The organism is Nostoc sp. ATCC 53789, assembly GCF_009873495.1.
Classification (GTDB): Bacteria; Cyanobacteriota; Cyanobacteriia; order Cyanobacteriales; family Nostocaceae; genus Nostoc; species Nostoc muscorum_A.
This window is the reverse complement of record NZ_CP046705.1, coordinates 169801-183602: the sequence shown is the minus strand read 5'-3', so window position 1 is coordinate 183602 and position 13802 is coordinate 169801. Positions and strand designations below refer to the sequence as shown.

The window sequence follows — 13802 nt, the reverse complement described above, 5'->3', positions numbered from 1 at the left end:
CTACTATATCAATGTCAGGACAAGGGTGGCGTGTTCGCCTCAACATAGCTTGCATATCGTTCCAGATTTATTTCCAATCTTCCACCGCACCTAATGCTTTAAGCGTAGCTTTTTCAGCTTCGGTTAAGCCTTTAACGCCTGTGATGTTCATGCGTTCATAAGGGCGATCGCTTCTCAAGGTTTTTAGACACTCGCCAGTTTCAATGTCCCAAATTTTGATTATGCCATCTTCGGCACAACTGCTAAGAACTTTACTATTGGTACTAAAACTAATTGATGATATTGTTCTAGTATGTCCCTGCAATGTGATTAAACATTTACCTGTATATACATTCCAAAGGTTTATACTTAAATCATCACTTCCACTAGCAAGAATCTGATCATCAAAACTAAAAGCAAATGCCTTAATTTGTCCGGTATGTTCTTCCAAAGTCATTAAACATTGACCAGTATAAATATTCCAAAGCTTTGCTATATAGTCATCACTACAGGTAGCAACAATTGTTGTGTTAAAGCTAAAAGCACCCGCTCTTGACCAATTTTCATTTTTCCTTCCTACTAGAGTTTTAAGGCATTTACCAGTTGGAACATCCCAAAGTTTTACAGTGTTATCATAACTAAGACTGGCAATAGTTTGACCATCACAACTAAAAGAAAGTTTTGTTATAGAACGAGTATGCGCTCTTATCTCATAAATATTTTGTTCTGTATTAAAGTCCCAAAGCTGTATTGTCCGACCAGAAGCAATGGCTAGTTTAAGTCCATCAGGACTAAATACTATTGAAAATAATTTTCCAGTATCTTGTTGTAAAATTTTGGTACATTCTCCAGTTTGAACATCCCATAATCTAATTGTAAAGTCACTACTCCCACTAGCGAGAATTTGACCATCGGGGCTAAAGACTAAACATCGTATCCAATCATTATGCCCCTGTAACTCTTTTGTACATTTACCTGTATTGATATCCCACAATCTAACTATTTGGTCTTGTCCACCACTAGCAATGAGTTGTCCGTTAGGGTGAAATACAACCGATTTTAACCAATTAGCATATCCTTGAAAACGGTAAAGGCATTCGCCTGTGTTTACATCCCATAGCTTTACGGAATGGTCTTGACTTCCACTAGCTAAAGTTTGACCATCAGGGCTAAAAGCAACAGATTGTACCCAATTATCATGCTCTTTTAGAGTTTTAAGGCATTCACCTGTGTTTATATCCCATAGCTTGATTGTACCGTCGGTGCTACCACTAGCCAAAATTTTACCATTGGAATCACAAGCAATTGAGTTAACTGCATCTTTGTGTCCCTGCAAAGTTTTTAAACATTCTCCAGTGTTGATATCCCATAGTTTGATTGTGCGGTCATGACTACAAGTTACAATAATTTTTCCATTAGGGCTAAAAGTAATCGCTCTTACATAACTAGTATGTCCTTGTAGAATCTTTTGGATCTGAGATATACGGGTATTCCATAAATTAATCGTATAATTACTACTGGTAAAAGCAAGTATTTCACCATTATGACTAAATGCAATTGCCCTTACAAGACTATCTTGCACTGACAAGGTTATTAAACATTCGCCAGTTTTTACATCCCACAATTTTGCTGTTTTGTCTTCGCTCCCACTGGCAATAACTTGAGCATTCGGGCTAAACGCTATTGTTCTAACTGTAGCAGTATGACCAACTAACGTTTGCATACATTTTCCCGTTTTGACATCCCAAAGCTTTACAGTACAGTCACTACTTACACTAACAAGCATTTGATCATCGGGGCTAAAAGTTACTGAATATACCAAATTTTGATGCCCGTTAAAATTCATAATTTGTTGTTTGTCGGTAATTCGCCACAAGCGAATACCTGCACCATCACCCATTGCTAAAAACTGCCCATTGGAGTTAAATGCTACCGAAAAAATTTGACTTAAAGTATTTGTAAAAACTGAATTTGCTAGATTTGCCTCGACAAAATTAACATCTCGTAAAATTGCACTAGTAAAATCTGCTCCTTTAACAACTACTTGGCTTAAATCTCTGCCCTCCAACGCAGCTTTATCAAATTTAACTGCCAATGTTGCGGCATTTCCGCCAACATAATCAGCTTCATTTTCGCTTTTACCTCGCGTTATCTCAATTGCATTAATCAGAGACTCATTGTTACTCAACATTGGTAAAAGTAAATCCATTACTGCTTTAGTAAGTGGTGCTTTACCAAAAGTCTGCCTCAACTTATCCAAAGACTCACTTGTAAATTCCTTAAGCAGTGCGTTCCCCAAAGGGGTTGCCGAAGGCATCACCTCCCCACTCCCTTGCCGCGAAAAATAACCAGACCAAGTATAATTAATAGCTGCTGCACTGCTATCTAAATCTGACTTTGCTTTAGCTAATTCCGTAAAATCCCTAGCCAATACCCCCAACTCTGCGGCAAATTTATACGCCACAAAAAACTCTAACAGCGATCTATGCGCTGGAGTATAGTCACCATCAGCATTGCGGACAAGCATCGCCTGCCCCATCATGTCATAATGCCAGTGGTCTAAATCCTTATCTTCCTGAACACTAGAACCAAATAAGCGGCGGATACGTTCTGGGAACAGTCGATAATTTAGACTCATTTGGTCAGTAGACAGCATTTCCCAGGAAAGTTCGCACAAAAAGTACAGTTTTTCTGCTAAAGAAGTAAAAGTACGCTCCGCTTTGATGTCCCGTTCCATCTTGCGCCGCACTGCATACAGATAAACCCTTGACATATCCACAGGTTTACCCGCCTCAATATCTGGTAATGCTTCTAAAATTAATTCAGTCATCACTGGGCGACGGGCTAAGTCTAATAATTGCGGATTGCTTATTACTTGTTCAACAGTCGCTGCTTCAGCCTGGTATGACAAACAGGCGCGAATTTGCTCGTCGTTGAATTTCTCCAATTCCAAAACTTCAAATTGAGGTGTTTCACCAGTTAATTTTTTAGTTGAGGCTTGCAGTTCTGCATTTAATAAAGCACGTCCTTCCTTGGCCTCTGGGAAATGCTCTGTACGACAGGTCAGGATGACTTTAGCGCCGGGAACTACCACCTTCGCCAGTTCCCAAAAGTTGTTAATCATCTGTTGACGGTCAACTTTTGCTGCCATTTCGTCAAAGCCATCGAAAATAAGCAGCAACTTACCCATGCGATTAAGTTGGTCAAAGACTTCGCTGTTGATGCGGATATTGTGTTGGCTAAAAAAGAAACCTGCCAAAACATTCTCAACATTTAGTGCTTTGGCAAAATCACGCAGGGTAATTACCAAAGGCAGACGGGGACGTTCAACGCCACGTTTTTGGGCATCACGGTAACGTTGCAATGCAGTCCAAGCATAGTGAAAGACAAACCAAGTTTTACCTGTACCAAATTCTCCCAAAATTGAAATATGCTCTTTGGCTGGGTCATCAAGCCAAAGGTCGATATAACCATCAATCCAGCCATCTTCTTCCTCGTAACGACTCACCCCAATCCGCTGCTTGGTAATTGGGTCAATTTCTTCTTTTGTACAAGCAAGCGGTACATATTTTATATCAATTTTTCGGCGTTTGATTTCTACTTCTAACCAGTCGAGATAACCATTAAAGTCAGCATCTAAGTCAATCAGTTCGTCAAATGTAAAACAGTCAAGGTGACGATTTTCTTCCTTCTTGACTTCATCCCGTGCAGCACGGGAAATCCGACGGGTAGTTACCAACCATCCTTCATCAGTTTTTTGCGCCTCAACTGAGGAGCGCAACGCCATAACATCACTCAGTTTAACTTCTCCTGCAACACCACGTACAAGAATGCGGTCATAACTGCGACGTACCGGGATATTGATAATCCATTCAAAATATTCTTCCGCCCAGATTTCATATTTTTCCAGGCTATAGCCCAAGGTTTCAAACCATCCTCGCATCTGCTGGGCAAGAGCGATCGCTCTACATTGATTTTCAGTTGCAGTTCCTGGTAGTGCGGGATAATTCTCTACTGCCAACCTTGCTATTTCTGTCCGAATTCCCTCCAGCGTTGGCAATCTTTCCAGTTGTTCTTGGATACAAGCAATCCTTTTATGTAGAGAACCAATTTTCTGGTTTAGCAAAACATCAGAGGGTGTGCGAGTGCGTTTCGCAACTTCAATAAATACAGTTGCAAATTCAGCCACTTCTCGCCTGACATCAAGTTCCAAACTACTGATGTCATCACCCAAGGTATAGGTATCTAGAAAAGCATCAACCTCAGAAAGGAGAATTGAGGGGTTATTGTGGTCTAATGCTGTGCGAAAAGCTTGTTTAATTGCTCTTTGTCGGAACAATTCGAGCAATGGCTTAGGTTTGCCTACCCCATATTCTACTAAAGCATAAGCATAAACACCACTAAAATCAGCAGGTGGATGCTCTGGATCGAGGTGAAATTGCTGGAGTAACTTAATTACAGTCTCCGAACGCAGAATTTTTTCTTTAATCAAAGGGTTGGCGATGCTAGTAATTGCGTTGAAGACCAGATCCAGGTTAATCAAGCTCATTAAAATACTCCAAAAACACAGAGCTATCTTGCTAACGAAGGGTTAATTACTGTTACAAATAATATATCGCCAAAAACAGTTTTATTTTATACTTCCTCAATGATTCTCGAAAGAATACATTTAATAACTGTAATTTACTAGGCGGTCGCTTTGCTCCTCCTGTTCAACAATATTTTTTCAGAGTTGATTGCAAAGTAGATTTTGGAAGTAGTTGATCACTGCTTCGGCGTAGTTCGCCGCAGGCATCGTTTCCATTCCATCACTCAAGGTATATTTGCGGGTATTCATCGCGTCGAATTAAATTAACAATGATGAAAAGACCACAAACTGTCAAATCATTGGAAGAATTAGGTCGAGTACGTTTGTCAAAAAACTTTTTTATGCGTGATTTTCTGCACTCAGAAATTTCTCAAATTGAAGGGATTCCAAATATACCAGATAATCCTGATTTGGCGATCGCATCCGGCAAAAGTCTTTGTGAACAAGTTCTAGAACCAATTCAACAAGCTTTCGGAAGGATCAGCATTCGCTCTGGATATCGGTCATCTGCTGTCAATGCTAAAGGTGCAGAAAATAAAAACCAGTACAATTGTGCTAGCAACGAATCTAACTATGCAGTTCATATCTGGGATGTTCCAGACGCTAAAGGTTATATGGGTGCTACAGCCTGCATTATTGTGAATTCTTTCATTGATTATTATGAGAAAACTGCCGATTGGACAGCCTTAGCATGGTGGATTCACGATTACATTGATTATTACAATGCAATCACATTTTTCCCCAAGTATGCTGCGTTCAATATTGGTTGGTCTGAAAATCCCGAATGCAGAAAACTATACATTTACAGCTATATCCCTAATCCTTACACAAGCAAAAAGGGATATTTAACACGTTTAGGTGCAGAAAATTATTCAGGTTCACATAAACAGTTTTATAAAGAGTTGACAACGCAGTTAGGTAAGCTGTTACGCAGCTAAATTTAATAAATAGCATTACCTTTATTTTTAATTTTGCGTTCCCATTTAATAATAAGACCTCCTTCATTTAACAATTTATTTAACAACTCTTCTAGCTGTGATACTGACTCGAACAATCTATGAGCTATATATTCTTTTGCTGAATGCCAAACCAATTCAATTAAATTATAATCTGGACTATAAGGTGGTAGAAATTCCAGGATAATATTTGGCATTTCTGCCTTGATACGAACTAAAATATCTTTTCTTTTATGGAAGCTGGCATTATCTAAGATAATCACTATTTTCGCCGAACATTTATTGAAAGTCTCAATTGGATTTCCTTGCTCTATCCATTCTTGCAAAAGAAAATTATTCAAAGATTTAAGCTGCTCATAAAATACATCTGCATTTCCTTTTTTAATCACAAAATTCATTCTCTTCTTGTCGTGATAGCGTAACCCTCCCATAATATTTACTCTTCCTCTTCTTCTTTGACCTGTGATTTGTTTTCTTGTACCTTTCTTACCCCAATTTTTTCTTCTTATCACTCTCAAACTAAATCCACTCTCATCCCAAAACCATACCTGTAAACGCTCTGGGGCAACATTTGTTATTCTTAAGTATTCTGACAATTTTTCTTTAAATGCCTTACGTATTTCAGGATTCTGTTTGTCCTCTAGGCTGTATTTTGCCCAAAGGTAAACGTACTTTTTTCGCTCTAATATTCTCCCAACTTGCGAACCACTTAACTTAATTCCTGTTATCTTTTCGAGGTACGTGGCTAGTCTTGCTGCCGTCCAACGACCAAAATCATACCCATAATCTAGTGGTTCTTTTTCAATTGTTTCTAATAATAAATCCTCATATTCTTTAGTAACTTTGCGGAAGTTACCTTCTCTTCTTCCATCTAAAAAACTTTCTAGGTTATCTGGATCGCCGTGAACTGCCCAATATGCTACCGTTGGATATGCAATGTCTAAAAACTTACTAATTTCCTGATAAGTTTTTCCATCATTCATTAATAATAAAATCAATATTTTTTCTCTTACGTATGGATTTTCATGCTCTTTTAGAGTTTTTAGTAACCGTTCCTTTTGCTCTTTAGAAAGATGGTTTTTTGCTGGCATAGGTGGCTAATGCTAGGTTAATTACTTAGCTTTATTATACAATCAAGCTGCGTAACAGCTTATTACACTTTAACTTCAGACTCTAGAAGGCTCAAAAGTTTTTCTTCCAACTTAGTTAGATAAGGACGATTCACCTTCCCCAACGACTGCAACAGACTTTTGACAGTCTCCAAAGAGTGAATCGGAATATATTTGAGCAAGGAAGGCGATTGCTAATCTCCAGAACCTGCTGACACTCCTGGGGTAGGTCGTTGAAAAACTTCATGTGCTGCAACCTAATTGTGTACTCCCCATGCCACATACAAAAAGCATTACATCAATCCAATCCCAAATTTCTCATTGCTTTCCACAAATTAGGTCGTCGCTTATGCTGAACTTTCCATTGGGACAACAAACTATCATAATTCTGCGGTGCTAACTCCTTCAAGGCAGACATCCATTCTGCATTTTTCGTATAATCCGAGCTTTGAGACGAGTCCGGTCTGGGTACAAAGTTGTGTAAATTTGCTTGCCAATAAGCCATCACTCTTTCCCACAAGTCAGGGGGTGCATATTCTTGGAGATACGTTCTCCTAGAAATATCATCCCGTGTCGATAGTTGGTTTGGTAGAATCACAACCTCATAAAACTTAGGGTAGGGGGATTTTCCCTGATACTTTATCTCGGTCAAATCTCTTGTTAACAAATGTAAAACACTATCAGGACTTACGCAACTGTCACAAACGACGGTGCGGCTGCGCCGCACCGAGCGCCAAACAACTAGACAATAAACATGGGAACATTCGGGCGTTTTAGTTGCTGAACTAAATAATTGGATAATAATCCATGTTTAATTTGATAAATTGTTTGGTAGCTTTGATAAGCTAAATGTTTGAGTCGAAGCCAGACTAAAATAGCACAGGCAATATGGTTTCTTTGAATACGTCCCTTGCGACATTGACACGATTCAATACCAGTTACTTGTTTTAATTCTCTATGAAACTCCTCAACCTTCCATCGAACCTTACACACTTTTTGTACAACGTCCGTAGAATCTTGAGATAAATCGTTAGTAGCGATAAAATCCGTTCTGTCGGTCGAGACAGTTACCCGGAAGAGATTCACTTTTGTAGCTTGGGGAAACTTTTTTATTTTAATTATTTTACCTGATTTTAACTCCTGGCTATCCCAAGATAACAATTCAATTCTTTGATAATTTTTTTGACCTGCCGTATCATCAACAAGTCTATTACGTTTCAGAGGACAATAATAATATTTTCCTAATCCATCAATATATAACATCAATTTATTTGTTGCATACCAAGTATCCATTAAGACAGCTTGGAACGGTAAAGCCTTATGATATATAAGGTTTTGCAGCATCTCTGTAACATGATCTATCTTTGTTTTTCCATCTCTATCTGGGTCATAAATCCGATAATCAACTATCCAAAACTTTCCGATTTCATGATTGACATATATACAATTTATTAGCCCAATACCTTGGATTACACCATGTTGGTTGCCACTATACTGCCTTTTACTGGTCTCTATTTCTGTGGCGTATCGTTTATCAAGTACTGTGTCATCAAAAACTAGATATGCGCTATCACTCACTTGTAAGATATCTTTAACATTATCCCAAAGTAAACGTGGTGTTAACTTTTCATTCTTAAGATAACGGTTAATTTTATCATGACTAATCTGCTCTAAATGCTCTGCCAAATTTGTCAGAGTATAATTAATCTGACTACTTAACAAGTACTGGCAATAGTTAAGTTTTGTAAATCTCATAAACTACAAGATTTATTTTCTGAATACTCAACTCATTTTCTCATGATTTGAAAAATACTTAACACAGCTAATTACTGTTATTAATTTCAGCAATGTCCTCTAGGTACGCCACTTTGACATAGTACGTAAATACTATAAAATTGCGATCGCACTGTGCCAGTTGCGTAAGTCCTGACTATATTCTCCACCCAGTTGTCCCTGTTCTCTAGGTAAATTCTCCAACCATTCGATAATTTGTTGCCTAAACCAAGTATGTCCTTTTTCCTTAGTTGTAATACTATCGAGCAACCAATGCAACCACCAAGTATCTACGGGTTTTTGATGTGCATATAAACCTGAGTATCTGTATGGTGTACCACGTTTTATTATCGATTCACGCCAAGATGTAAACAAGGCTTGCTGAGTCTCTTTATTAACTGCTATCTCAGCAAAAGCTTTGAACATACTCGACCAGTCGTAACAACATTCAAAAGTAATATACTGAATTGACAAAGCATTCACCCGTTCGATTTCTCCCAATTCTCGAACAGCTTGCTGATAATAGCGAAGTAAAGTTTTTTCCTTTTCCCAATTCCCAGGAGCGTAAGAAAATCCACCCACAGCAACAAATAGCAGCGAGTTTTCTGGTGTCCAGGGATTCAAGTCATGTTTGTTTTTTAATAACGCATCCAAAGTCTCTTGAATCACTGTAAGACTTTCTCTATATTCTTGTTTAGCCAACAAATCCTCAATTACAGGTAAACCACTTTGCCATTCCTGGGAAATAGTCGCCCGGAGATTGTTCAAATATATCTCTGGGGTTGCAAATTGCTGCATCAATTCCATGTAAACTATATGCCAATAAGAAAAAGTATTCTCTAAGTCATGCTTCCACAGAGAAACTTCTCGATTGGCAGTCAATCCGTCAAAAATTAACTTTTTTTCAACATCAGGTAAATGGGAAAAGAAATCGGTCACAGCATCATCATCTAAACTGGTGTGGTAAAATTCTTCATCCAATTCCCTAATTTTTTGAGCTAATTTGAACCCATTTTGTCCTTGTGACTGCACCAATAACCATTCCCATTCCAATAAGCTACTTGTTGTCGCTCCTTCCAAATGAATACCATTAGCAATTTCCATCCAGTCGGGTATACCATTAGAGATTTCACTTTCTGCTGACAACAAACTGGCTGCAAAACCATTGTCATTACTAAAGCCATTCTCAAAAGCCGTTTTTACCAATGGCTTCATCTTTTGTGCAACAGCTTCTAAATCTTCAACAAAAGTACAGTCATCAAAATAAGGTTCTTCCCAGCTTGCTTCTTGGACTATATATTTCCCTTCTGACTGGGATGCTGACAAAATAATCTGATTCCACTCTCCCCATAATTGGGACCAAGTTTGAGCTAATTTTGCCAAAGAAGTTGGTTGTACTTTGCTTGTTTTTACCTGTTCTACTGTTTGAGGTGGAGCGATGATTTGAGTTAAAGTCTCTTGGGTATTCCCTTGCAGTTGAGCAAACACAGTTACTCGCTGTTCGTCGGATAAAACCGCAAATAATTCATCCAGTAGCTGGGAAATTTCCCCTTCTGTAAGTGCTTCAAAGATGCGCGAACCAACAGAGGTTTCTTGTTTAATCTTACTCAAAGAATTGCTCTGGCTCTTTTTTGGCATCTTGGTAAATCCCCTTAGCATTACATAAATAGCCTATTTCAACCGGAAGTAACGAGGAGGACAGTCAAACATTATTTAACAAACGTTAATTTGCAATTTCAGCTTCTAGCAAACTCAACAATTTCTCTTCTAAAGCCGTCAAATAAGCCCGCTTCAGCCTCCCCAACGACTCCAAAAACTTCTGCACCGACTCCTCCAGCTCACTCGAATACACCTGATTAATGCGATCGCAAATAACCTGCATCTGCTGACACTCCACAGGCAGGTAATTGTAAGATTTGAGGTGCTGCAAAGCAACGGCATACTCCCCATCCCAGGTTTTGACAGTGCAACTGAAATTATTCACTGCGCTGACAATCCCCCAACACCCACCTTTGCCTCTCAGTTCGGGATTGTCTTTAACAAGGATTTGGCAGACTTCACCAAGTTGGTAGGTGTTCGGTACTTGGGTGCGTTCCATTATTTGCTGCACTACGTTTTTAACGATTCTAGCTGGTGGCACTTTACCCCCTGACTGCTCCACTGCTTTTACCCACACTTCTTGCTGTTGGTGGGGTTCAAGCTTTGTCATTGGTCTGACTTGACGTTCGTTAGTTGGCAAAATGTGATCCATTGGATCACATTTTTCCATCAAATTATCGAAAACAACCGCCGCATCCATTAAAAGATAAGATTGCCGACGACTATGCCCAAAGCGATCGCGGCAATAATCTTCAAATGTTTTATGCGTGGAGCGATAAAGCCGTCTGTCCCTCAATTCTGTCAGCGCTTTCCCCGCTTCAAAAAACGCCCGTTCCACTTTCCTCTCCAAGTGCAGGCGATCGCTTTGCTCCTCCTGGGTCAACTCTGTTACTTCAACAGCCGTAACTGTAATCGTTGCTGAACCTGGATCTACTTGCTGGGAGATATCCTCATTTGCAGAGTTAGCTGCTGAAGTTGAATCGGTAGATGCGGCAGAGGTGGCCTTTTTGCGATTAGAAGGTGGTTTAGACATGATTCCACCTTTCTAGTTCAATGAGATTTTCTCAGAGTCAACTGCAACGTAAATTTCGGATGTAACTGATAACTGCATAGCCGTAGCCCAACCCAGGTATCGCTTCTCTAATAAGACAGAGGGGAGAGCAAGAGGATTAATAGTATAAAGGTCAATCATCAAACTGTACCCCTAAATCTACACCCAGCACCTCTTCAATTTTCCGAAGAGTTTCTTCTGCTACACCACCTAATACAGCTTCCGCCTCTAACTGATACCAATAGTTACGAGATATTCCGACTTCTTTGGCCATCTGTGTAACTGGCCGCCCCCTAGCTTCTCTGGCCTGTTTAATGCGATCGCCCAATCCAGGAACATCAACTTCTAGCTTAATAATCCGTCTTACTTTCAGCCCTGCTGGTTTAGCAACAGAGTAGATCCAATTGCTTCCCATTCTGTTAATTGGGGGGTTAAAGTACCTGATTAAAGCAGCTTCAATTTCTGGCAGCAGGGCAATGTCATCAATTTGCAAATATGAGATTTTTACTTGGTTGCAAAGTTTTAGGTACTCATACCGATGATGCGAAACCCAACGTTGTTTTAAATCTTCAGTCATACCAATGTACTGAACTATGCCCTGAGAATCAATTGCAAAGTAAACACAAGGTGTTGTGGGTAACTGTGATTTCTTCTCTAATGGAACCGATGGGAGGGCAAGGGGATTAATAGTGGAAGGCTCAATCATTCAAACTTTACCCCCAAATCTATATTCAAAACCTGTTCAATTCTACGAATGACATCCTCTGTTGCAGGCGCTCTTAAATCTTCGTTTTCCAATTGATACCAGTAAGAACGGCTTAACTTACAGTCACGACAGATATCAGTCAAGGTTCTTTCATCACGCTCCCTTGCTTGTCTTATTTTTTGCCCCAATCCTGGAAAGTCCAAGACGGTTTCAACTACTCGTTTTACTTGCACTAAGTTCATAAATAAGTTCTCCAAAACTAATTTTATTGTACTTTGTCTACAGACGCTTGACAAGTGTATGCAGACAGTTTACATTAGTAAGTATAAAGAAAGCGCCCGGACTGCGAATCTTGAGCGCTTTCCGTCCCGTTAGGAACTTAATCAATCATGACATACCAAATCTACAGCCAACAACAGCTACAACTAAAATCCATTGCCCGACTCAAGCAAATCTACAGTGAAATCGCCTGCACAGTTGAGGTCAGTGACAAACGCTGTAAGGATTCTTGGATTACTGCGATCGCTGATTATCAGTCAAGCAAGATTCAGAAACTCACCACTTTTACCCCAGACAACCAAGCCCTCGCCCAAGCCGAACTCGACAACTACATCGCTGACCAAGCCCAAGCCGTAGCTCCCGAACCACTCACAATAGTCGAAATCTCGTTTGACCATCACGAATATTACGCTGGTAATCAACTCATAGCCAGCATCAGCCATGACGACAACCACTTAACGCAACGCTGGGTAGTCATGGTAAACGACAAAGAAATATTTCGTGCCAACACTCTAATGCGTTGCGATCGCTTCATCTGCACTCACTACAAAGACGGTTCATTACCTGTGCAGGAAAAAGAAGCAGGGGGGCAGGGAGCAAGGGAGAAGAAATTTCCCCCCTGCACACCGCACCCTGCTCCTTGTCCTCTTCTACGACCGAAAACCAAATCATGGCGCATATCTTCAACGAGTGCCAGAATTATGGCTTTGAAATTCTCGATGATGGCATTTACAACAACAACGGCGTGAAACTGGGGCAAGTCGGATGCACTAACGGTGACTGGTGGGTGAAGAGGCGTTATTCAGGCCAGCAGCAGTATTCTAACTCGGTCTATGATGCAGTGCGATCGCTGTCGATGGTGGACGTGTCTACTGATAGTAAATCCATTTTTGATGAATATTTTTTAGAGCAGCCGTTAGAGCAGCTAACTGGCAATAAATTGCAACGGCTGCTGGAGAGAACGGAGTTAGGCATCATGTAAAAATAACTTGAACAATTAGGCAGAAATTTGGGGTTTGATAATATAGTTCCACTCACCATGAAAAGAGTTTCGCTCAATGGCAATGGTATCAAGTTCTTGAACTGTGACTTTAATTCCTGTCTGATAGAAATTTTCATCTAACCGAGCTTCAACTTCTAATCCATGTGTAGTGGTAGTATTACGAATGAGATTAATCACTACTTGCAAACTAGTTAAAGGTTTACCTCGCCAGTTAGTCGTAATGTGGCAAAATAAACGATGCTCAATTTTGTTCCATTTACTTGTGCCGGGAGGAAAATGACACACATGAATATTTTTGCCAACACTTTTAGCACTAATTCTATGTCCCCCACGATTTAGAGCACTTGCTAATTTCACCACACTTTTAGAAGTCCATTTTAGAGGAGACTCTGGGTCTCCCAACGTCATTGGTTCAATTAGTGATTCCAAATCTGATAGCAGCATTGCGTCTTGTTCTTCTAGTAGTTTTCGTCCACCTCCATTAGTACGGATTCGAGTACTGTCGTCCTCCGTTTTCACCCCATCAAGTTCTGACAGCAAACGCATTCCCGCATAAATTGTAGTACGCGATAGCCCAGTTGCAATCGCAACTTGACTGACACCTCCCCGTCCCAGGCTTCGGGCTTCGATTGCTGCCCAAATACGCCGTGTTTTCTCGTTCAAGTAAGGCAATAACGAATCATACTTGTCTTGAATGCTTTCGACTACCTGGTTATCAGACATATAAGGCTTTAATTCCTTTACATTCTGATACTCTAA

12 protein-coding genes are annotated in these 13802 nt (G+C 39.9%); 3 read left to right on the top strand and 9 right to left on the bottom strand.

What is annotated here, in order from left to right; all coding sequences use genetic code 11:
• Positions 1-67: 67 nt before the first annotated feature.
• Entirely contained in the window at positions 68-4528 is a 4461-nt protein-coding gene (locus GJB62_RS32520; protein ID WP_114080806.1) for an NACHT domain-containing protein, read from the bottom strand.
• Between the two features lie 311 nt (positions 4529-4839).
• Here GJB62_RS32520 and GJB62_RS32515 point away from each other — a divergent pair, with 311 nt between their 5' ends.
• Entirely contained in the window at positions 4840-5505 is a 666-nt protein-coding gene (locus GJB62_RS32515) for a peptidase M15 (protein WP_114080805.1), read from the top strand.
• Between the two features lie 2 nt (positions 5506-5507).
• Here GJB62_RS32515 and GJB62_RS32510 read toward each other — a convergent pair whose 3' ends face one another.
• The 7 genes from GJB62_RS32510 to GJB62_RS32480 form a co-directional block, all read right to left on the bottom strand.
• Positions 5508-6614, bottom strand: coding sequence for an IS630 family transposase (locus tag GJB62_RS32510; protein ID WP_159402646.1), 1107 nt, complete (start codon positions 6612-6614; stop codon positions 5508-5510).
• 316 nt (positions 6615-6930) lie between these two features.
• On the bottom strand, positions 6931-7230 hold the full coding sequence (locus GJB62_RS32505; protein ID WP_245246270.1) for a hypothetical protein: 300 nt from the start codon (positions 7228-7230) through the stop codon (positions 6931-6933).
• Between the two features lie 143 nt (positions 7231-7373).
• Positions 7374-8387, bottom strand: coding sequence for a transposase (locus tag GJB62_RS32500; protein WP_159402562.1), 1014 nt, complete (start codon positions 8385-8387; stop codon positions 7374-7376).
• A 132-nt stretch (positions 8388-8519) separates the two neighbouring features.
• Complete coding sequence (locus GJB62_RS32495; RefSeq protein WP_114081107.1) at positions 8520-10043, bottom strand: hypothetical protein; 1524 nt, start codon at positions 10041-10043, stop codon at positions 8520-8522.
• An 85-nt stretch (positions 10044-10128) separates the two neighbouring features.
• A complete protein-coding gene (locus GJB62_RS32490) occupies positions 10129-11037 on the bottom strand; it encodes a hypothetical protein (RefSeq protein ID WP_114081106.1) in 909 nt (302 codons plus the stop codon).
• A gap of 151 nt (positions 11038-11188) precedes the next feature.
• Positions 11189-11761, bottom strand: a complete 573-nt coding sequence (locus tag GJB62_RS38255; RefSeq protein ID WP_309472796.1) for a helix-turn-helix domain-containing protein — start codon at positions 11759-11761, stop codon at positions 11189-11191.
• On the bottom strand, positions 11758-12003 hold the full coding sequence (locus tag GJB62_RS32480; protein WP_114081105.1) for a helix-turn-helix transcriptional regulator: 246 nt from the start codon (positions 12001-12003) through the stop codon (positions 11758-11760). The genes GJB62_RS38255 and GJB62_RS32480 overlap by 4 nt, the downstream gene beginning before the upstream one ends.
• A gap of 147 nt (positions 12004-12150) precedes the next feature.
• Between GJB62_RS32480 and GJB62_RS32475 the strand changes: the two genes are divergently transcribed.
• Together GJB62_RS32475 and GJB62_RS37735 are read left to right on the top strand one after the other, a co-directional pair.
• On the top strand, positions 12151-12789 hold the full coding sequence (locus GJB62_RS32475) for a hypothetical protein (RefSeq protein WP_245246269.1): 639 nt from the start codon (positions 12151-12153) through the stop codon (positions 12787-12789).
• Positions 12786-13022 carry a hypothetical protein gene (locus GJB62_RS37735; protein ID WP_245246268.1) on the top strand — a complete coding sequence of 79 codons (237 nt, stop codon included), beginning with the start codon at positions 12786-12788 and terminating at the stop codon, positions 13020-13022. The genes GJB62_RS32475 and GJB62_RS37735 overlap by 4 nt, the downstream gene beginning before the upstream one ends.
• A 15-nt stretch (positions 13023-13037) precedes the next feature.
• Here the strand turns inward: GJB62_RS37735 and GJB62_RS32470 are convergent, their stop codons facing one another.
• A complete protein-coding gene (locus GJB62_RS32470; RefSeq protein WP_114081802.1) occupies positions 13038-13766 on the bottom strand; it encodes a hypothetical protein in 729 nt (242 codons plus the stop codon).
• Positions 13767-13802 lie beyond the last annotated feature (36 nt).